A 20,658-nucleotide genomic window follows, 5' to 3' on the forward strand; every position below is an offset into this window, starting at 1 on the left:
AAAGGACGTTTTTAAACAGACTATTTGAGTTGATTTTAATTATCCAAAGAACTGTAGGCTTCATTCAGTTTGGTGGCTGACTCTTCTAATAAACGTTGTTCATGAGCATTTCTTGGTAACACCAGTTGGCGCTCAATACCTTGAGAACTAATGATACATGGAAGTCCAAGAACAACTTCACCACCAACTCCATAGTTAGAATCTGCTATCACCGATACTGGAAATATCTGCTTTTCATCTCGTAGGATGGCATCAACTAACTGACAAACTACTATTGATATGCCATAGCTAGTATTTCCTTTACGTTCAGAAATGTTATAACCTCGCTTACGGGTTAACTCTGCGTACTCTTGCTGAATTTCTTCCAGCGTTGCTCCTTGTGGTATGGGAAATTCAGCTAACAAAATTCCCCCAATAAATGCACTAGACCAAACGACAAATTCACTGTCTCCATGCTCTCCAATCACATAAACATGAACGTCTTGTTTACTAACGTTCAGTCGCTTACCAAGTTGATATCTCAGTCTAGCAGTATCAAGAACGGTTCCTGAACCGAAAATTAGGTTTTCTGCTCTAGTAGAACTGGCGATCGCAATCCGTGTTAGTACATCCACTGGATTGCTAACGATAAGTATGATTGAATTGGGTGCAACTCGATCCAATTCTTTTATTGTTGAACGCATGATTTCTGCATTATCGCTCAATATATCTAATCGGCTTTGTCCTTCTTTTTGCTGTACCCCAACAGTCACGACAATAATATCAGAATCCGCTAAATCTTCATACTGATTTGATGGTATAATCTCCATGTCTTGAAGTAGGGGAATGGTGTCTTCAATATCCCATGCTTGCCCCTCAGCTTTTGATAAAGTTCGGTCAAAAAGGACGACTGTTACACATTTACCGAGTAGCACTAAAGCATTTGCTACATCTGCACCCACATTACCCGCACCAATAATACCGACCTTAGATATTTTGCGACTCATGCGAAATCTACTTTTTTGTAACTGGCTTTACTATAGGACTCCAATTTGATTTTTGAAAATATATTGAGACTGAAAAGCCAGTTTTATCTGGGTTTCATTTTAAATTTTGTTCAGAAATCAGACATGAGTCCTATATGTGAGAATACTTTACACTAAATCTTGATGACTAAAAGCTTTAGCATTTGCCCCGGTGTAAGTAGCTACAATATGACCATCGCCAGTCATTTGATATTTGTATGTAACTAATCCTTCCAAACCAACAGGGCCGCGGGGAGGCATTTGTTGTGTACTAATCCCTACTTCTGCACCGAAACCATAGCGGAAGCCATCAGCAAATCGGGTAGAACAATTGTGGAATATATTGGCTGAATTTACTAGTCCAAAGAAGGTTTCCACAGGTGCTGAATCTTCAGAGATAATCGCATCAGTATGACGAGAACCATATTCGTTAATATGAGCGATCGCATCTTCTATAGAGTCTACAATCTTTATGGACAAAATAAAATCGCTGTATTCTGTTTCCCAGTCTATTTCTGTTGCAGCTACAATGTTAGGTAAAATTTTCAAGGTGCGTTTATCGCCTCTTAATTCCACATGGCGTTCTTGCAAAGCTTCAGCAACTTTGGGTAAAAATTCTGTAGCAATTGATTGGTGAACTAGCAAAGTTTCAATTGCATTACAAACAGCAGGATATTGCGCTTTGGCATCGACGGTAATCGGAACTGCTTTAGAAATATCGGCAGCTTTATCTATATAAAGATGACAAATTCCGTCGGCGTGGCCTAGTACCGGAATACGCGTATTTTCCTGCACAAATCTGACAAAGGAATTAGAACCTCTAGGAATAATTAAATCTACATATTTATCTAATTTCAAAAGTTCTAGAGTTTCTTCTCTAGTTGTCAGCAACTGTACCGCATCTGGGTTAACAGCAGTTTGCGATAATCCCTGCTTAATTGCTTTAACTATCGCTTCACAAGAACGCACCGCTTCCTTTCCACATTTGAGGATTACACCATTTCCCGATTTGATTGCTAAGGAAACAATTTGAATCGCCGCTTCTGGACGGGCTTCAAAAATAATTCCCAAAACGCCTAAAGGACAAGTGATGCGCTTGAGAACTAAACCAGTGTCAAGTTCGCGGTGAATCTGGACTTTACCAATAGGATCGTCTAGCTTACCAACATCTCGTACTCCAACGATCGCATCTCTTAATTTATGTTCATCCAACTGCAAGCGTTTATAAAGTGGTTGGGGAATTCCTTCGGCATCAGCAGCTTTACAATCAGCAACATTTGCTTGTAAAATTTCATCTCTAGCTGATTCTAAAGCTTGGGCGATCGCTTCAATTGCCTGATTTTTTGCCTCAGTAGAGAGAATCGCTAGCTTACTTGCAGCTTGGCGAGTTTGTCCTGCGATCGCAATTAGGGGAGAAGCTATATCAAAAATAGTCATAGTACAAATCTTTACCTTTTCCTCATCTTATCAATCTCAGGTTATGTTCATCATTCGTCTTCCTCCAATCGGGTGAACCATTTGGGTAATCAATAATTACTCTAATCGGGTGAAGCAAGACTGGGTTGAAAACATTTATTCTCTAAATATCAAACACGGACAAAGAAGGTAGTAAGTTTACCGTAACAAAAATATTATAAATATTATTACAGGTTTTATTTGAAAATCTTAAAAATGATTTATGCGTTCCCCAGGCTAGAGAGACATAGTAATATATGTTTCTCTAGTCTTTTACTTAAGTAGATATTTTATACTGTCATTAATTAAATTTTTACGAAATTGCAGTGACGATCGCTGGATCTATTGAGTATTGATAGATCAAATACCACTCCTTTAGTAGGGAGATCCTATGTCATTGCAATCTGCATTAGATGCCTTAAACCAAAAACGTTATCAAGAAGCGGTTGAATTACTCGAACAATTCTGCCGCGACTCTGTTGAACACAATTCCTCAGATTATCTTTCAGCACAGATGTGGCTGATGAAAGCTTATCAAGCCACAGGCGAAACCGAAAAAGCCAAGGCTCTCTGTCAAAAGTTAATAATGAGTGAAAATCCACAGGCTCGCAGTTGGGCAGAACAAGCTAGTCAATCCTTCCGCCAAACGCCACCTAAAGCTAGCCAAAAAGCTGGTCGTGCTGCCACTACTGGGATGAAATTAGCAATGGGGGGAGTGGGTGGTAGTTTGGCGTTAGCTTCTGGTGTCACCATGACCTTGCTGTTTGGCATGGTTTTGGCTTTAGGTTTGAGCTTAGTATTTATTTTGGGTAACGATAATCCACTCCAAGGATTAGCGATCGCTATTGGTATTACCCTAGTTTTTAATATCGCCGCCTTTTTCATATCTCCATTCATCATGGACTTAACTCAAGGCTGGCTTTACCAAACTCGCTGGGTAGAGTTGGCAGAAGTTGAAACCCTCAGTCCAGAGACAGCTAAAGTTATTCGCCAAGTCTGTGAGCAGAAAAAGCTAAAAACGCCGCGTTTGGGAATTATTGACGACCAAAACCCCACAGCTTTTACTTATGGTTCATTGCCGAACAGCGCCCGTTTGGTTGTCAGTCAGGGACTTTTCACATACCTTGATGACGACGAAATTGCTACCGTCTACGCTCACGAATTGGGGCACATAGTCCACTGGGACTTTGCAGTGATGACAGTAGCTTCTACCTTAGTACAAATTTGTTACCTAATTTACAGCACAGCCAGAAGATTTGGGCGTGGCGGTGGCGATAGCAAAATTAAAGATGCGATGCAAACTGCTGCCTTAGTTGCTTACGTGTTTTATGTCATCGGTACTTATCTAGTGCTGTACCTCTCGCGCACACGGGAATATTTTGCCGACCACTTTGCAGCCGAAAGTACAGGTAATCCCAATGGATTATCCCGCGCTTTGGTGAAGATTGCCTACGGAATTTTAGAAGAAGGTTCGCGCACACAAGAACCCAGCCGTTTAATTGAAGGGACTCGCGCATTGGGTATCTATGACCATAAAGCCGCCGCTTCCACAGGAACCGCCTACCGCATTGCATCCGATACCCAAAAAATTGGTCGCGTCTTTCTGTGGGATATGTTTAACCCTTGGGGTAGGTGGATGGAGTTAAATTCCACTCATCCCTTGACAGGTAAACGAGTTCGTGCATTGAGCAACTATGCCGAACAATTGGGTTTACCGACTGAGTTTGATATGGGGCGAGTTATTGGAGAAGGTAAAACTCTTAATAAGAGTAGGCTTTACGGCAACTTCTTTTTAGATGTTGTACTGTACGGCGCTGAAACAATTGGTTTCTTCGCTGGCTTGGTAACAGGTGTGATTTTGTTGTCAAGTTCGCAAAACACAGGTTTAGTATTGGGTGCGCCACTAATTGGCTTAGGGATTGGAATCCTCATCAAAGCCTTGGTGATGTTCCCCGACTACAAGCAAGCACCGGAAACCGATATTCTCACTCTGATGTCCGACCCTTATGCCAGTCCGTTGCGTGGACAACCAGCAAAACTGGAAGGTCAACTTATTGGTCGTGGCGACGCTGGTTATAAATTTGGTTCCGATTTAAAAATTCAAGATCGTAGTGGAATGCTTTATCTGCATTACGCCTCACGCTTTGGCCCTATCGGTAATTTTCTGTTTGGGATGAAGCGAGTCCAAAGCTTGATTGGCGAACAAGTTGGGGCTGTGGGTTGGTTCCGTCGAGGTGTTGCGCCTTGGATGGATCTAATTCAACTCCAGAGTGAAAATGGCACTATTGTCAACAGTTACCATCGCTTCTGGTCATTCATCCTTGGCGGTGGATCGATTATCCTGGGAGTGGTTTTGATTATGTTTTTGAGCCGCAGCTAGCGAGTTTCTAGGCTGCTGTGAAAGCATTTCTCAGTCCATCCAAGCTTTAATTTGTCAGGAGGTAGTTAGTAACTGCCTCCGTTTTTTATGGAAGGGGGCAGTGTTTCGACTACGCTCAACAACCAGGCAGGAGGCAGGACAATACGGCGATCGCATTTGCTGCTTTGGGGTTCGCATTTGCTGCTTTGGGGTTCGCATTTGCTGCTTTGGGGTTCGCATTTGCTATTTCGGCGATCGCATTTGCTATTTCGGCGATCGCATTTGTTATTTCGGCGATCGCATTTGTTGATTTGGGGTTCGCATTTGCTATTTCGGGGTTCGCATTTGCTATTTCGGGGTTCGCATTTGTTAATTTGGGGTTCGCATTTGTTAATTTGGGGTTCGCATTTGTTGACTGAAATCGTTTACATCCATATTGCTCAAAAGATAGAGGAAGTCATTCAACGGGCGAATCACACAATGTACGGACTCGCCGCCGCTGTGTGGACTCAGGATATTACCAAAGCTCATGGGATCGCCAACAATCTTCGGGCTGGTACTGTGTGGGTAAATTGCTATGACGTATTCGATGCTGCTGCACCCTTCGGTGGATTTAAGCAGTCTGATATTGGTCGCGAACTAGGCGAATATGGCTTGCAACAATATACCGAAGTTAAGACCGTTACCATCAAGTTGTAGTTCGAGCCGAAGAGGACAAGGGGAGGATTTTCTCGCTTTGTCCCCTTATGCCCTTGTTTGTCTATTCATCCCCCTAAATCTGAAAAAAATTGGTTTTAGGAAGATGATGAACGTGATATTTGGTATGGCGTGGGCATGATAAATAGATTATGCACACAACCCTAAGAGAATTCTGATGATAAATGCGATCGCTAGTAGATTTCGCCAATTTATAGCTGGGAAAAACAGCTCAATTGGCAGATATGACCCGAAAAACAAAAGCAAGCGTTCCTTAGCACTGTATACCTGCATAGGATTAGTAGGTGGAATTCTGGCATTGTTGTTAATGGCGTCCCCAGGAGTGGCCCAAAAACCGGAACCTCAACAATCCTCACAACTCCAACAACCGTTGTTAGTAGCTACACGAGTTATACCGCCTTTTGTGCTATCAAACAAAGATGAGCTATCGGGGTTCAGTATCGACCTCTGGCGCAGCATCGCTAACAAAATAGGTGTAGAGTCTAAATTTATTGAATATTCCAGTGTGCCGCAACTGCTTTCGGCTATTAAGGAAAGGAAAGCCAACTTGGGGATTTCAGCCATTTCAATTACAGCCGAACGCGAGCAGAATTTTGATTTCTCATTACCTATTTTTTCTGGGGGACTGCAAATTATGGTCAGAAACCCAGAAAGCAATAACGGCGCCTTTCCAAATATTTTGCAATTGTTTTTCTCTGCTAGCCTCTTGCAGGTAATAGGCGTTGCCCTGGTGTTAATTGTCGTAGCAGCCCATATTATTTGGTTATCTGAACGCCATCACAAAGATGGGATGATTCCCAAATCATACTTTCCTGGCATTTTCAAAGCCTGTTGGTGGGCAGCTGCCACCTTAGCAACCCAAGCTGACGAAATGCCCAAGGGAGTAATGGGACGCTTAGTAGGTATTGTTTGGATGTTCATCGGAGTACTTTTTGCGGCCTACTTTACAGCCAGCGCGACTACCTCATTGACAGTGCAACAGCTTCAGGGCGATATCAGGAGTATAGACGATTTACCTGGCAAGGTAGTGGCCACAACTGCGGGTAGCACAGCCGCCACATACCTGCGAGAACATAAGATTTCAATTTTAGAAGTTACTAAGATTGAGCAAGCTTACAATGCTCTGCAAACAAAAAAAGCTGATGCCGTAGTGTTTGATGCGCCTGTACTGCTCTTCTATGCTGCCAATGAAGGCAAAGGAAAGATACAAATTGTTGGCAGTATCTTGCGTGAAGAAAGCTACGGCATCATCCTGCCCAACAACAGTCCCTACCGCAAACCAATTAATCAGGCTTTGCTGAGTCTCAAAGAAAATGGCACTTATCAATCGCTATATGATAAGTGGTTTGATGCTGAAAAATCTTGAAGAAGGAGGGGGCAGAGGAGGCAGGGGAAGAAAACTAATGACAAATGACTAATACCCCTCTTTCGCAAGTTGAGCTTTTGCTTGTTGCCAGAGAGTTTCTAACTCATTCAAACTGTAATCAGAAAGGGGACGGTCAACAGCCGCCTCCATTTTTTCTAATCGCTGGACAAAGCGCTGATTTGTGCCTTGCAAAGCGGTGCTGGGGTCAAGATTATGCCAACGCGCTAGCTGAATCACGGCAAATAGTAAATCGCCTAATTCTGCTTCTTGCCGTTTGGGTGTTTCCTCAGCTAAAGCTTGCTGGAACTCTCCCAACTCCTCATGAAACTTATCCCAAACACCCTGAATATTTTCCCATTCAAACCCGATCGCAGCAGCTTTTTGAGAAATCTTCATCGCCGCCGTCAGTGGGGGAAGAGTACGTCGATAACGAGCGAGTTTAGCACTAAATTTTTGCGCGTTTGGAGATGCTTCGCCCTTTTCCGCAGCTTTGATTTGTTCCCAATTTTGCCGCACCTCATCCACACTGGCAACCGACACATCACCAAACACATGAGGATGACGGCGAATCAACTTTTGGGAAATCCCCTGAGCGATCTCTTTAAGAGAAAATTGCCCCGATTCACTAGCGATTTGGGCTTGTAATACCACCTGTAATAATAAATCGCCTAACTCCTCTGCGATCGCACCCTTATCCCCACTCTTAATCGCATCCACCACCTCATAAGCCTCCTCAATCACATAAGGAGTCAGCGTTTCGGCAGTTTGCGCCAAATCCCAAGGACAACCACCATCAGGCTGACGCAACTTCGCCACCACCTCAATCAACTCCTGCAACGCCGCCAAACTCTCTTCTTGCTTTTCCATACCTCTGCGTACCTCTGCGCTTCCCTTAGCGTTCCTTTGCGTTTAAAAAAATTATTTCTTCACTCTCGCCCGACGACTACCACCCCTCACTTTCCGCCTCTTAATTTTGCCACTAGGAAGCAACCCCCGAACCCCCTGTTTTCTTACCCGCTTATAAGCCGAACCCCCCCAATCGCTAAGAGAATGACTCATCGCACCAAGTTCCAACCCCAAAAATAGGGCGACATATTCAGTATCGTATTGTACGAGCGATCGCCCCACAGTTTGTCCCAAATCCTGCCAACTAAAACTCAGATTCCATAACCTTTGAGCGATCGCCAAAATGAAAATTGCCAAAATAGCAAGCAAACACCCCAGATAAATCACCCGCAAAATCGTACCAATAATCGGCCCGTGGGATAAAAAAGAACGATGCCGCAGACTTTTTTGATAAGGTAGCCAAATCCAACGCAAGAAACCCCAGCGTTGGAATTGCACAGAGTAAATATCCAAATCGGGGCCAAACATCAGCCCACCAAAGAGAAACCCGCCTGCAACCAACAAAGTCGCACTGCTACTGCGAGTTTGCCAAAAAGTAACGCCCGCCACCAATGGCAGAGCATACATAGTAATGCGATCGTGCGTCCGACCAGAGGGCATCCTAAATCCTGTTAGTGATAGCAGGGCGTTGAGCCAGTGCTGAGTAACTGAATACTGAGTCAGTATAAGAGAAAAAAAGATTTTCTTGAAACTACTAGCGCAATGCGAAATCTTTTGCTATATTAGTTAAGGATTAGTCAAACGGGCGGTTAGCTCAGTTGGTAGAGCGCCTGCCTTACAAGCAGGATGTCATCAGTTCGAGTCTGGTACTGCCCATTCAGTAAATAAAGGCTAGAGACAGCTTAGATGTGACTTTACCCATAACTTTGCCGCAACGGCAAGCTTATGCTTCCAATAAAGGGTGGCAAGGTTATGGTTCCAGTTATATAAGCTGTTCTAGTTTTACATATAACAGCTTACAAACCAAACTCACGTCGTGCATCATTAAAAGCAGCGCGGACTTGTTTATATCTAAAACACCCCGGATTTGGCATTAATTCACAAACACGACCTTCTGTGGGATACACACCCTGAGCATTAAGGCTAAGGACAATCTCTCTAACTTCGCTGCAAAGTTTTTCTATGCTTTTGAGACGGCAAGCTTTATTGTAATTACGACATTTAGCAGAAATAGCACTACACAAATCTGGAAAGTGTCTAGAAATAGTTCTGTTGTGATGACCTAAACGCTTTCCAACTTCTTCCATTGTTGGTGGTGGTTCTTCATTACCTGCAAGTATTGCTAATAAAGCATCTTTTACTTGATATTGGTCGAAAGATTTTGGAGATACCCTTGGTGTGCGAGAAAGTTGGAGGTGCTTCTGCGAGATTTTTGTAAAAGATTTAGTAATTAGATTTTTTGGAGTAAGAAATTCTACCAACGATATCTCTAATTCGTAACAAATTTTCAGAAGTGTATTTAGCTCTGGCAAGGTTTTAGTAGACTGCCACATCCACAAACTATTTTTTGGTACTCCAATAAGACGAGAAAATGCAGCTGCATTATTTTCCGCAACTTTATCAATAACTATATTTAATGATTTTGTAATATTTTCTTTTGATGGGGCAGATTCAAAGCATTGAGAAGCTAAAATTAGCTCTCCTACAACATTGGCAGTCCAATACTGCCACTCCAACTGTAATTTTATTGATCCTTCACCATCTGTAAATGTCTTAAGGCATTGATTTGCGCCTAACCACTCTCCACACTTTGAACAGTAACCAGGTCTTGAGCGCCAGTTTAACAAAGGTGATTCATGATTACAGTGAGGGCAAAGTTCAACCAAGGGTTTTTGATGCTGCGGGCAAATTGTAATTAGGTTAATTGTCCAAAGCAATTGCTCATAGACTACCAGCCCATTTTGATGCCGCTCTTGATAACAAATTGGACACCAAGCTTTTCTGGTACGAAATAAATTGCGTGGAGTCAAAATGTTAGACCAAAACAGCATGGTTAAAAAACGCAAGTCATCTCTAAGCGTCAATTTTTGCAACACTTGAACTAAATCTGCTGCCATCTCTCCCATGCCATTTAACGCTTGACTACGGTTGAATATTTCACGAAAACCTCGATTAGCTCCATTTTGGAAATATATTTTATTGACAAGCGGAGCAATTTCTCTAGTCATCAAGACTCCTGGAAGAACTCCATGCAACTCTGCTATCCGTGTGATATAACCTGTTAAACTCTCTATGTAAGGAGTCCCAATACCTACAGGTTGAGGTTGATAGAGGCGACTACGTTGTGGAATTAATGGCTTTTTTAAATTCCAAGATTCGTATGTTTCTAATACACTAGCTAACATCTTGCTGCACTCCGATGGGATCTCTTTTAGGTTTGCGTTTGCCAACCTTTCCTGGCGGACGAGTAGTTTTTGGGGTTTCTTCGGGTAGCACAATTGGTTTTGCGCCAAGTCCTAATGCAGAGCGTAAGTTTTGCACATCTGCTTCTGTTTCAGATAATTGTCGTTCACCCTCTTGAATTTCCTTGAACATTTTCTGACACTGAGCAACCGACAAAGCACGTTTTTGTAAATCTTTGAGAGTGATTGTTGTTGCTTCTCGATCCAAAGCATCACTAAGAACACGCTTCAGCCAATCTTTCAGTGTGCCAATACATCCTAAAGTACGTTCGTAAAAATATTCCCAATGATCGACTAAATTTGGAGTTTCTGCTAGTGGCAGATGCTGTTGAAAAGTTAACAACACACTCTTAAAAGCCTGTACATCTTCTGGGCTATCAGCACAATAACGGCGGAAATGAATATCAACACTACGACGTGAGAGTTGACCGCTCAAATTACGGAATGTAAGTAGTTCGTATGTTCCTAATAGACAGTGCAAGATGCCTGTCATATTTGCTAAAGATTTGAGACAGTCTAATTGATCTTGTAGTTTGTATCCGCTTGCCACCTTACCAAAATGTTGTGCTTCATCTACAAAAAATACGTCTGGATGACGATGGATGAGAGCATTTTCTAAAGCTCTGCGTAGAGCAGGTGCAACTACTTTCGACTCAACATTAATTTTGCCAAAATTATCGCGAGAGATACCACGCACACCGTAATCAAACTTGTGATCGATTAATGGTTCTTCCAAAGTAATTAAGGCGCGTGTGTAGTATTCTTTCCAGTTGAAGTATCTCGATTCTGGCGCTATAGCTTCAATACCAACAACAGGAACACGAGCGCGATCGCTTTCCAATTTAGGTAATGCTAGTTCTGTTAATTTCTGCTCAACGCGGAGTCGCAAAGTTGTTTTACCAACACCACTAGCACCGTAAACAAAGATAAATGAAGCTCCTGCTGGTTCGGCAATCGTTCGCATGAGAATTTCATAGACTTCTTTAAGTCGAGGATGCGCTACGGTGTAATTTTCAAAGTAAGCAAGCCTTTCTGTAGCAGGCCGTGTGAGGAGTTCAAGCGGAAATCCAGTAGATTTTGTCATAGTTAAAACTCCTCATACACTACAAGTGTTTCTGGGACGATCGCTTCATCTTCATCCGCTTGAAAATCGGTATTGGCAAAAGTAACTTGAATAAGTTTTGGTTCTTCGTTACGGCTTGTTGTCGCTTTTCCACCCTCGATTACCCTAAAGACTTCCTTAACTTCTGCATCATAGGAACGCTGTTCTAATAGAGCTTCTTGAGCTTCTACCGATGCTAAAAATTCTGCTAAATTCTTAGCCGAAACTTTAGATTGTTGTGTATGATTTGAATAGTGTTTGCGTAACTCGATACTAGCTAACTTCAGTTCTTTTTCTGAACGACCTTGGAGTTCTGCATAATATTGAGAGATACACTGTACCCACTGTCCTCGAACAAAGGCGTAAGCGATGCCAATATTAAACGGGTCGTATCTTATCTGCACAGAGGTATTTTCAATTTGAGGATCGCGGAAACTATTAGACCAGTAGTATATGTAGTTAATTTTTATGCCGCGTCCAACTTGAACTTTTGCTTTTCCCTCTGAGGTTGTAGGTAGGGTAAGAATCTGAAAGTTTTCATCGTAAGGAATCATGCGGTGAACCCGACTGCCTCCAATCGCCATACCCGCAGCAAACGCATCCCTCGGACTCTGGAAAAGTGCCGGATGTTCGTCTGTATCATAAACTTCGTAAGCCCAAGCACAAAGATATTCATAAAGTAAACCAAGTGTCCATACAGCTAGATTTTTAGGGTTAACTGACTTAGTGACTTGGCGGACATTACGAGTGATTTGTGTATTACCAAGTAAGTTATGGACAAATTGAGTATTGGAAGTTCCAAATAGGCGTTCGCAAACCGAACCAAAACGAGCTTTGGCTGGGGGTCTTTGCTTTTTTGTACATTCAAAAGTAGCTAGTAGTGTTTCAAAGTAAACGCTGTGAAACTCTGCACCGTTATCTACCACTACAATTTGGGGAAGCCTGCCATGACGCTTGACACAAATTCTTAGCACCATTAAGCAAGAACGATATGAGGGTGAGTCAAACGTTAGGTAAACTGCCAGCAATCGCCGTGAATAAGCATCTACGAGAAATGTTGCCCAAGGTCTGCCAAGATTGCGACCTGTATCAGAGCAAACTAGCTCTACATCTAACTCAGTATGATCTATATGCCCAATTTCAAAAGGGCGATCGCCGTGTCTTGGGGTAGTTATAGCAAGCTCCCAATAGAAGGATTCATGCTGATAAGCGGCACGACGACCTTGGCGTTTTTTAGTCTGTTCGTAACCAGTCCGGCGTTGTACTTCTTTGGTAAATGCTTTATAGCTCGGAGCAATTACACCAGCTTCTTCGCAAGCTCGAACTAAAGCCGCGTGAACCTCCCACATTCTTTTTTGTTTAAGAGTTTCATAGTCTTCTAAAATAAACTTCTCCATAATTGCTAAGGTGTCTTCGGGCAGCTTGCGCTGTCGATTACCTTTGACACTGCGATGGGACAAAAGCCCAATGTAGCCGCAACCGTATTTTTGAATTGCAATTAAATATTTAGCTTTCCAGTGACGAATGGTACGGGCTGGTATTGTTTCGTTTTCTGGAGGATGTCCGTTTAAGTAAGGTTCGATAGTTTTGTAGCGTTCAAGGGCTTCTGCTTGGTCTTCAGGACTAGCTTGATGAAATCGCTGCCAAGATTCTGTGCTAATAGCTGTTTTTTCTGGTGTTTGGAGACTTGTGATTTTTCCTTGGCGAACCAGATTCTCAAATATAGCTTTTTTGAGTTCAATTAACTGATTATTTTCTGCGCCAAGTATAACCTCTGTTTCTCCAACATGGATGATATTTAAACCTTTGCCGTCCCAACTAACAGTTGCTCCAGTAACAATATTGACTACAGGAGAGATAGCCGGAAGACTTACACTTGGTTGCTCAACCATTAATCTATAAGCACTAGCAGTTTGCTCGTCACGGAAGATTAGACATCTTTCTGGTTCAGCTAGTGGTGTAGCATTTAAATCAATATAGATTTGCTCTTGAATAATTAAGGTGTAGATATCGTCAGATTTAGCTCCTGTTGACCGATTGAGTAATTCTGCTAAAGTGATTCCTGGTTGAGATGACACAATTGCAAGTAATGATTGAGCGATCGCTTCTTCCACTACTAGAGATTCTGAGCGATAATAATCTTCTAAAAATTGCAAATTACGTTGCAGAACCCAATTGATTTCGCGATCTGAATGAATGCGGTGATAAAGCCCAAACTGGTTAGCATAAACTTCTCCTGGCAAGGAATGCCATTGATTATTTTCTTCAGAGTAAAAGTAACGATTGGGGTTTTTCTCTGCTAGTTTTTTCAAATCCTGCTCAGTTTTACACTCTTCCCAACCAGCCGAATTGGTTCGGATGACAAATAAATCTGGGGTGTGTAAAACGCCTAATCTACGTCCGTTACTTGCTTGATAGTCAAGTTTAATTTGCGGTGGTTGATCGTAGAATTCTAGAACATCTTTATCATGTTCTAACTGATAGATAATTGGCAGTTCAACCCGATGAGACTCAAATTGAATCGTGACTCCCATCTTGCGACTAGGGTAGCGTCCCGAAACATTCTTGCTACCGCCACCAACGCGACGGGATGGCTCAGATGAGCGAACTTTCTCAATAATTTTTTGCCCTGCCTCGGATATTTGAAGGCGAGCAACCCATTGTTCAAATTGCTCTTTCATATACTCCTTACTAAGCACTTTGCGCTTTATTTTATGAATCTATCAAAATAAGACCATAAAGTTAGGAACTTGCTTGCCTGATGCTATACTACTTAACTTTATAACACTTATATTGTGCAAAAGTCCACTGATAGTAGATAGATTTAATGGTGATACTGGTTCAGTATTGTTTTGTGACGCAAAAACACCCCAGTATTGAGTACCGCTTTGGCAAAGCCATTAGGCGGCGAAGGCGAGAGCTAGATTTATCCCAAGAAGAACTGGCTGAAAAGTCAGGACTTCATCGCAACTACATCTCAGGAATCGAAACCGGGGAGCGTAACCCTTCGTTAAAAAATATTGTTAAGTTAGCCGCAGCTTTGGAGATATCTGTCTCCGATCTCTTTGTTAATTACGGCATCGAGGTTAAGAGTGAATCGCAAACTAATCCCTAAAATTTAGCTGTTAAAACTAAAGTACCAGCGTTTAGGTTAATCCAAGAGGGATGACTATTTACTCAGAACATTGGAGCCTAAATCCTCTAGAAATCCCGCAACGGAGTCGGTTATTTTCTCTTGAACCTGTGGCAGTGGGAACTCCCTATGCAGAAAGTCTTAGTAGCTATCTCCATCGTTTAGCGCAGGCGCATTGTTTAACCTCTGAGAAGCTCGTTATGGGAGAAATTGCGCCACTTATTCTCAAAGATGAGGATAAATCTGAGCTATTGTCAAAAAATCTGAGTCACCTATTGGGAAATAGCGACGCTAAACCGGCTATTAACGGAATGCGAGAAATGACAGAAAAGTTAGTCACTGTCTTAGAAGAGTTAACAATGCGTCAGGATTTACGCTTTTTGACCCTTTTAAGCTGGAAAGGAATGATTTATGACAAGGGATTATTTCGGAACTATCGCGCTTGGTGTCCTTGTTGTTGTGAAGAGTGGATGCAGAAGAACAAAACTATCTATGAACCATTATCATGGTCATTTAAGGACGTAGAATTTTGTTTGATTCACAAACAGCGATTAATAGAAGAATGTTCTCATTGTGGTGCCCGTTTACCTGTGATGGCTAGGCTTTCACCTGCGGGATTTTGTTCTCGTTGTTACGGGTGGTTAGGACAGGAAATTAAAGGCGAAGAAGAAATAGAGAAATATCGAGTTAATATTCAAGGAATTAGCGAATTAATTGCACTTACTCCCCAATTAGGTTATAAACCCATCCCGATCGAGTTAACCCGAAAATTACAATTGATTTTGTTAGTGTTTGAACAAGCAATTGGAAAGGATGTGAAGTTATTGGGAGATTTAGGAGGAATCATGGAATCGTTGAGGATAGCCTCAACAACAAATCAAAGTCAACCTTATCATTTGGTGAAGTTGATTATTCCTGTGTGCGAGAAGGCGAAGATTAGTGTATTCCAGTTGTTTGGGTCAGATTTTAAGGAATTGGGCAAGATATTGTTCGGGAATTTTAGTCTGGAATTAAAGTTATAGAAGCACCAGAAAAATGTGTTAATTAACCAAGTATCTAGGTGAATTTTTCTGGTTGTTGAAAATGGGCGTAGGCGTAGCCCGTCGTAGACATCGCACTCCAAAATTACTTCTATTATTGATATCGTGTCAGCACCACATCTCTGGATTCGGCATTAGATGTATAATTACCCAAGGTTTTTGTGTATTTATTTACTGGTTAAAACTCGATGATTACTGTTACACCAGAGGAAATTAGTCAGTTTCGCAGCGAATTGGCAGATAATCCCCAGGCTTTAGTAGCTTTGGATACTATCGAAGAGTGTGAAGGTTATTTAGACGATGCCGTTCCACTGCTGGTTATGCGGGAAACTGCACAGGAAGCAGATAGAGGATTAAATGATTGGTTGGAAAAATCCCGCCAATTTGTCTGTCAGGAAGAAGTTAGAGAAGCCTTGGAATCTGGATTGCTTGCTCCAGCTATAGAAGCGATCGCTATTGGTATTTCCATTCCTCCTGGTATAGCAACTGCACTCAGTATTTGCGTGTTTAAACTAGGTGCGAAAAAGTTTTGTAAAGTCCCCGAATCTGGTGCTTAAAGTCCAGATGCTGTAAATCCAGCCCAGTAGTAGGGATTTGCAAAAGGTAGGGGTTGACGTTGCTTGATTAGTTTCAAAGATTCTTGAAATATGATGCGTTGTCCTACTCTTAGTTGAGCAAGGACTTTTTCAATCTGGGTTTTGTGTTCCTCCAAGAATCTGTCTAATCCCTCAATAGTCAGATTTCGCAGCCAGTTTTGAGCTTGCTTAAGGGCTATGGCAACATCTCCTGCTTCCAATCGAGCAAGTTTGAATAAGTTTTCGTAGAATTTAATCATCAAAAAGCTGGTGGAAAGGTCATCTACTTCCCATAGGGAACTAACGACACTAGGACTACCTGCTAATAGAAAACCGCTAGGTAATCCAATATATTCATCGCTGGCATTGTCAAAATCAATTAATCCAGTTTCGCAGGCGGAAAGTGTGACGAGACGACATTGTTCTAAATTAAGAGCGAAGATTTTATCTAAGGTAAGACATTTTTCTAAATCGTGGGTTTCCCCTACTCGTAAATTCAGGTAACGTTCGGAGTTGGGTTTTGTTGATATGTCTGCGATCGGTGCATTCGCCAAAATTAGGGCTGATTTACCGGGATTTGTGAAGTTAAAATACCCGTGACAGCTAAAGTGGGTGCAGTGGTAAGTATTTAAGTCAGAATCATTAATTGCTGTGAGAGTTGCTGCCGATTTTTTCAGGACGTTGGCAGTATTAAAGTAACTTTGAATAACTTGTACTTCTAAATCTGTATAGTTTAAATCACCTGTGGGGTTTTGGATGGCAAACAAGGATTTAAAATCAGGACGTTTGCGTTGTTGTACCTGTTGCAGTAGTTGACAACTGGGTGCATAACTCACACCACCAGCAAATAAATCTAGAAGACAGCGCGAATTTTTAGAATTTTGATTTACTGGAATTGCATGAAGAGGGAATAAATGCAGGAATCGATGGGGAATTAGAATGAGTTTATCGCAGTGCTTTGGTATCTGGTTTAATATTTCATCAATGTGCAAAATGGAGGCTAATTGTTTGAGTTCTTCCCCTAATTTATTCATCCATTGGTCTTTTTGCTCGTCGTAGTTCTGCAAATATTGAATTATCCAATTTACCAAAGCTTTTCTATCTTCTGGTTGGGATTGCCAAACTGTTACCTCCCGTCTTTTTGTGACAATAAACGCCAGAATTTTGTCATTGAGAAGATACCACTCGATAATGGCTGTACGCTCATCCAAAGTAGGTTGGAATGAGTTAAATTTGAAACCATAACCAACGGGTAAGTAGCAGTTTTGCAATTCATTACGCTGCTGTCGCAACTTTTGGAGATGTTGTGCTAGAACTTGGGGATTTTCAGCTTTGCCATTTTGGATTTGATATTGTCCTACGGCTATTTCATCCCTGTATTTTTCTAATTGAGTGAATACTTCTGGAGGGAAGATGTTTTTAGAGTCGCGTTCGAGAATTTGCTCAACTAAATTGCGGGTTTTACTACGTTCAACATATTCAATTGCTTCGGTAATCTTATTTAATTTCCTGCAAACTTCTACCATGTGGCGATAAACGTGGTTAAACTGTTCTGCTTGTTTGCGTTTGCTTTCTTCTCCAGATACTATTTCTTCCCGTAAAGATTCTACAGTAACAATAGCAGACTCAAAATCGTTGTATGCTGAGTCAAACTTGTTTGTATCTTGATGAGCAAGAGCAATTCCCCGCATCGACAAAGTTTCTGCCCAAGCTTGAGGCAAAGCTTCCCTGGTGTAGACAGTTAAAGCAGCAGTATAAGCAGCGATCGCAATTTCGATGTTATCTGCCTTGTCTCCTTTGATTCTAGAATAGTAAGCAAGAGCGAGATTATTTTGCGTCATTGCCCAAGCTTGAGGCAAAGCTTCCCTGGTTGTGACAGTTAAAGCAGCAGTATGAGAAGCGATCGCAATTTCGATGTTATCTGCCTTGTCTCCTTTGATTCTAGAATAGTAAGCAAGAGCGAGATTATGTTGCATTCCTGCCCATTCAAAAGGCAAAGCTTCCCTGGTTGTGACAGTTAAAGCAGCAGTATAAGCAGCGATCGCAATTTCGATGTTATCTGCCCTGTCTCCTTTAATTCTATCCCTGTAGGCATTTGCGAGATTATTTTGCGTTCCTGCCCAATTAAAAGGCAAAGCTTCTCTGGTGTAGACAGTTAAAGCAGCAGTACAAGAAGCAATCGCAATTTCGATATTCTCTGCCCTGTCTCCTTTAATTCTATCCCAGTAAGCATTTGCGAGATTATTTTGCGTCATTGCCCAATCAATAGGCAAAGCTTCTCTGGTGTAGACAGTTAAAGCAGCAGTATAAGAAGCAATCGCAATTTCGATGTTATCTGCCTTGTCTCCTTTGATTCTATTCCTGTAAGCAATTGCGAGATAATTTTGCGTTCCTGCCCATTCAAAAGGCAAAGCTTCTCTGGTTGTGACAGTTAAAGTAGCAGCATGAGAAGCGATCGCAATTTCGATGTTATCTGCCCTATCTCCTTTAATTCTATTGCTGTAGGCAAATCCGAGATCATTTTGCGTTGTTGCCCATTCTTGAGGCAAAGCTTCTCTAGTGTAGACAGTTAAAGCAGCAGTATGAGAAGCAATCGCAATTTCGATGTTATCTGCCTTATCTCCTTTGATTCTATCCCTGTAGGCAAATCCGAGATTATTTTGCGTCATTGCCCATTCAAAAGGCAAAGCTTCTCTGGTTGTGACAGTTAAAGCAGCAGTATGAGAAGCGATCGCAATTTCGATGTTATCTGCCCTGTCTCCTTTGATTCTATTCTTGTAGGCAAAAGCGAGATTATTTTGCGTCATTGCCCATTCTTGAGGCAAAGCTTCTCTGGTTGTGACAGTTAAAGCAGCAGTATGAGAAGCGATCGCAATTTCGATGTTATCTGCCCTGTCTCCTTTGATTCTAGAATAGTAGGCAAGTCCGAGATTATCTTGTATTCGTGCCCATTCAAAAGGCAAAGCTTCTCTGGTTGTGACAGTTAAAGCAGCAGTTAAAGCTGCGATCGCAATTTCGATATTATCTGCCTTGTCTCCTTTGATTCTATTCCTGTAGGCAAGTCCGAGATCATTTTGCGTTGCTGCCCATTCAAAAGGCAAAGCTGCTCTGGTGTAGACAGTTAAAGCAGCAGTATAAGCCGCGATCGCAATTTCGATGTTATCTGCCTTGTCTCCTTTGATTCTAGAATAGTAGGCATTTGCGAGATAATTTTGCGTTCCTGCCCAAGCTTGAGGCAAAGCTTCCCTGGTGTAGACAGTTAAAGCAGCAGTATGAGAAGCGATCGCAATTTCGATATTATCTGCCTTGTCTCCTTTGATTCTATTCCTGTAGGCAAATCCGAGATAATTTTGCGTTCCTGCCCAAGCTTGAGGCAAAGCTTCCCTGGTGTAGACAGTTAAAGCAGCAGTATGAAAAGCGATCGCAATTTCGATGTTATCTGCCTTGTCTCCTTTGATTCTATTGCTGTAGGCAATTGCGAGATCATTTTGCGTTCCTGCCCAAGCTTGAGGCAAAGCTTCCCTGGTGTAGACAGTTAAAGCAGCAGTATGAGAAGCGATCGCAATTTCGATGTTATCTGCCTTGTCTCCTTTAATTCTATCCCTGTAGGCATTTGCGAGATTATATTGCGTTGCTGCCCATTCAAAAGGCAAGGCTTCTCTGGTTCTGACAGTTAAAGTAGCAGTTAAAGCAGCGATCGCAATTTCGATGTTATCTGCCTTGTCCCCTTTAATTCTCTCCCTGTAGGCATTTGCGAGATTATTTTGCGTTGTTGCCCATTCTTGAGGCCAAGCTTTTCTAGTGTAGACAGTTAAAGCAGCAGTATAAGCCGCGATCGCAATTTCGATGTTATCTGCCTTGTCTCCTTTGATTCTAGAATAGTAAGCAAGAGCGAGATTATTTTGCGTCATTGCCCAAGCTTGAGGCAAAGCTTCCCTGGTTGTGACAGTTAAAGCAGCAGTATNAAGCAGCGATCGCAATTTCGATGTTATCTGCCTTGTTTCCTTTAATTCTATCCCTGTAGGCAGCAGCGAGATTATTTTGCGTTGCTGCCCAAGCTTGAGGCAAAGCTTCTCTGGTGTAGACAGTTAAAGCAGCAGTATGAGAAGCGATCGCAATTTCGATGTTATCTGCCTTGTTTCCTTTAATTCTATTCGTGTAGGCAATTGCGAGATTATTTTGCGTTCCTGCCCATTCAAAAGGCAAGGCTTCTCTGGTGTAGACTGTCAACGCGACTTCATAGCCAGTAATGGCAATTTCCATATTGCTGGCTTTGCTACCCAAAGGGAATTGCTGAATTAGATTGCTAAATGCGACAATAGCTACTGCTAAATATTCCGCTTCATCTGCTTTTGCTTCCCCAAGTCTATTTGTTCCCCAATGGCGCAATATTTCTGCTAACACTCCGTCGAGTTTGTCTGTATTCTTTGCCAGCAAGGGGTAAACTACCTGCGCGTTACCCCTACTGTCTGCGGTTGCTTGTAGTACCTGCATCAAGAATTGGTAATATGTCTGTATCTCCTCCTCACTGAGAGATGGCAAATCTACTTTATTATCTAGATTCAACGCTTCCCTTAGTTGCATTGCCAAACCTTGCAA

At 42.1% G+C, this 20,658-nt stretch carries 14 protein-coding genes and 1 tRNA gene; 7 read left to right on the forward strand and 8 right to left on the reverse strand.

Annotated features, from left to right (window positions below):
- Window positions 1-35 precede the first annotated feature (35 nt).
- Together CDG76_RS08945 and CDG76_RS08950 are read right to left on the reverse strand one after the other, a co-directional pair.
- Entirely contained in the window at window positions 36-986 is a 951-nt protein-coding gene (locus CDG76_RS08945; protein WP_094348666.1) for an L-lactate dehydrogenase, read from the reverse strand.
- 147 nt (window positions 987-1,133) lie between these two features.
- Window positions 1,134-2,441, reverse strand: coding sequence for a glutamate-5-semialdehyde dehydrogenase (locus CDG76_RS08950; protein WP_094348667.1), 1,308 nt, complete (start codon window positions 2,439-2,441; stop codon window positions 1,134-1,136).
- A gap of 409 nt (window positions 2,442-2,850) precedes the next feature.
- Here CDG76_RS08950 and CDG76_RS08955 point away from each other — a divergent pair, with 409 nt between their 5' ends.
- From CDG76_RS08955 to CDG76_RS08965, 3 genes are all read left to right on the forward strand, one after another.
- Window positions 2,851-4,839 carry a zinc metalloprotease HtpX gene (locus tag CDG76_RS08955; RefSeq protein ID WP_094348668.1) on the forward strand — a complete coding sequence of 663 codons (1,989 nt, stop codon included), beginning with the start codon at window positions 2,851-2,853 and terminating at the stop codon, window positions 4,837-4,839.
- An 87-nt stretch (window positions 4,840-4,926) separates the two neighbouring features.
- Complete coding sequence (locus CDG76_RS39380) at window positions 4,927-5,517, forward strand: aldehyde dehydrogenase family protein (RefSeq protein ID WP_317616124.1); 591 nt, start codon at window positions 4,927-4,929, stop codon at window positions 5,515-5,517.
- 175 nt (window positions 5,518-5,692) lie between these two features.
- Window positions 5,693-6,901 (forward strand): transporter substrate-binding domain-containing protein, encoded by a 1,209-nt coding sequence (locus CDG76_RS08965; RefSeq protein ID WP_094348669.1) that lies wholly within the window; start codon window positions 5,693-5,695, stop codon window positions 6,899-6,901.
- A gap of 48 nt (window positions 6,902-6,949) precedes the next feature.
- On the opposite strand, the gene mazG is transcribed toward CDG76_RS08965, so the two are convergent.
- Window positions 6,950-7,768, reverse strand: a complete 819-nt coding sequence (gene mazG / locus CDG76_RS08970) for a nucleoside triphosphate pyrophosphohydrolase (RefSeq protein WP_094348670.1) — start codon at window positions 7,766-7,768, stop codon at window positions 6,950-6,952.
- A 51-nt stretch (window positions 7,769-7,819) separates the two neighbouring features.
- Window positions 7,820-8,407 carry a metal-binding protein gene (locus tag CDG76_RS08975; RefSeq protein WP_094348671.1) on the reverse strand — a complete coding sequence of 196 codons (588 nt, stop codon included), beginning with the start codon at window positions 8,405-8,407 and terminating at the stop codon, window positions 7,820-7,822.
- A 143-nt stretch (window positions 8,408-8,550) separates the two neighbouring features.
- On the opposite strand from CDG76_RS08975, the gene CDG76_RS08980 reads away from it, so the two are divergent.
- Window positions 8,551-8,623: transfer RNA gene (locus CDG76_RS08980), tRNA-Val, on the forward strand.
- Window positions 8,624-8,763: 140 nt separating this feature from the next.
- Here the strand turns inward: CDG76_RS08980 and CDG76_RS08985 are convergent.
- The 3 genes from CDG76_RS08985 to CDG76_RS08995 are packed head-to-tail and all read right to left on the reverse strand — an operon-like array spanning window position 8,764 to window position 13,992.
- Window positions 8,764-10,152: a TniQ family protein gene (locus CDG76_RS08985; protein WP_094348672.1), complete on the reverse strand. Its 1,389-nt coding sequence runs from the start codon at window positions 10,150-10,152 to the stop codon at window positions 8,764-8,766.
- Entirely contained in the window at window positions 10,142-11,293 is a 1,152-nt protein-coding gene (locus CDG76_RS08990) for an ATP-binding protein (protein ID WP_094348673.1), read from the reverse strand. Before CDG76_RS08990 ends, CDG76_RS08985 begins: the two co-directional genes overlap by 11 nt.
- Before the next feature lie 2 nt (window positions 11,294-11,295).
- Complete coding sequence (locus CDG76_RS08995) at window positions 11,296-13,992, reverse strand: TnsA endonuclease C-terminal domain-containing protein (RefSeq protein WP_094348674.1); 2,697 nt, start codon at window positions 13,990-13,992, stop codon at window positions 11,296-11,298.
- Between the two features lie 146 nt (window positions 13,993-14,138).
- Here CDG76_RS08995 and CDG76_RS09000 point away from each other — a divergent pair, with 146 nt between their 5' ends.
- The 3 genes from CDG76_RS09000 (at window position 14,139) to CDG76_RS09010 (ending at window position 16,041) form a co-directional block, all read left to right on the forward strand.
- The gene (locus tag CDG76_RS09000; RefSeq protein ID WP_094348675.1) at window positions 14,139-14,426 is read left to right on the forward strand and encodes a helix-turn-helix domain-containing protein; all 288 of its coding nucleotides are present in this window, start codon (window positions 14,139-14,141) and stop codon (window positions 14,424-14,426) included.
- A gap of 50 nt (window positions 14,427-14,476) precedes the next feature.
- On the forward strand, window positions 14,477-15,466 hold the full coding sequence (locus CDG76_RS09005) for a TniQ family protein (protein WP_094348676.1): 990 nt from the start codon (window positions 14,477-14,479) through the stop codon (window positions 15,464-15,466).
- Between the two features lie 206 nt (window positions 15,467-15,672).
- Complete coding sequence (locus CDG76_RS09010; protein WP_094348677.1) at window positions 15,673-16,041, forward strand: hypothetical protein; 369 nt, start codon at window positions 15,673-15,675, stop codon at window positions 16,039-16,041.
- Here CDG76_RS09010 and CDG76_RS09015 read toward each other — a convergent pair.
- Window positions 16,038-19,970: a CHAT domain-containing protein gene (locus CDG76_RS09015; protein ID WP_442946370.1), complete on the reverse strand. Its 3,933-nt coding sequence runs from the start codon at window positions 19,968-19,970 to the stop codon at window positions 16,038-16,040. The genes CDG76_RS09010 and CDG76_RS09015 overlap by 4 nt on opposite strands.
- Window positions 19,971-20,658: the final 688 nt, after the last annotated feature.

Origin of the sequence: Nostoc sp. 'Peltigera membranacea cyanobiont' 210A (genome assembly GCF_002246015.1) — a bacterium.
In the GTDB taxonomy this organism is placed as follows: domain Bacteria; phylum Cyanobacteriota; class Cyanobacteriia; order Cyanobacteriales; family Nostocaceae; genus Nostoc.

What these genes read in the sequence shown, in the direction of transcription:
- mazG (WP_094348670.1), bottom strand. Translation starts at nt 7,768, where the DNA reads ATGGAAAAGCAAGAAGAGAGTTTGGCGGCGTTGCAGGAGTTGATTGAG.
- CDG76_RS08975 (WP_094348671.1), bottom strand. Translation starts at nt 8,407, where the DNA reads ATGCCCTCTGGTCGGACGCACGATCGCATTACTATGTATGCTCTGCCA.
- CDG76_RS09015 (WP_442946370.1), bottom strand. Translation starts at nt 19,970, where the DNA reads ATGACGCAAAATAATCTCGCTCTTGCTTACTATTCTAGAATCAAAGGA.
- CDG76_RS08945 (WP_094348666.1), bottom strand. Translation starts at nt 986, where the DNA reads ATGAGTCGCAAAATATCTAAGGTCGGTATTATTGGTGCGGGTAATGTG.
- CDG76_RS08950 (WP_094348667.1), bottom strand. Translation starts at nt 2,441, where the DNA reads ATGACTATTTTTGATATAGCTTCTCCCCTAATTGCGATCGCAGGACAA.
- CDG76_RS09010 (WP_094348677.1), top strand. Translation starts at nt 15,673, where the DNA reads ATGATTACTGTTACACCAGAGGAAATTAGTCAGTTTCGCAGCGAATTG.
- CDG76_RS08995 (WP_094348674.1), bottom strand. Translation starts at nt 13,992, where the DNA reads ATGAAAGAGCAATTTGAACAATGGGTTGCTCGCCTTCAAATATCCGAG.
- CDG76_RS08965 (WP_094348669.1), top strand. Translation starts at nt 5,693, where the DNA reads ATGATAAATGCGATCGCTAGTAGATTTCGCCAATTTATAGCTGGGAAA.
- CDG76_RS08955 (WP_094348668.1), top strand. Translation starts at nt 2,851, where the DNA reads ATGTCATTGCAATCTGCATTAGATGCCTTAAACCAAAAACGTTATCAA.
- CDG76_RS09005 (WP_094348676.1), top strand. Translation starts at nt 14,477, where the DNA reads ATGACTATTTACTCAGAACATTGGAGCCTAAATCCTCTAGAAATCCCG.
- CDG76_RS08985 (WP_094348672.1), bottom strand. Translation starts at nt 10,152, where the DNA reads ATGTTAGCTAGTGTATTAGAAACATACGAATCTTGGAATTTAAAAAAG.
- CDG76_RS09000 (WP_094348675.1), top strand. Translation starts at nt 14,139, where the DNA reads ATGGTGATACTGGTTCAGTATTGTTTTGTGACGCAAAAACACCCCAGT.
- CDG76_RS39380 (WP_317616124.1), top strand. Translation starts at nt 4,927, where the DNA reads ATGGAAGGGGGCAGTGTTTCGACTACGCTCAACAACCAGGCAGGAGGC.
- CDG76_RS08990 (WP_094348673.1), bottom strand. Translation starts at nt 11,293, where the DNA reads ATGACAAAATCTACTGGATTTCCGCTTGAACTCCTCACACGGCCTGCT.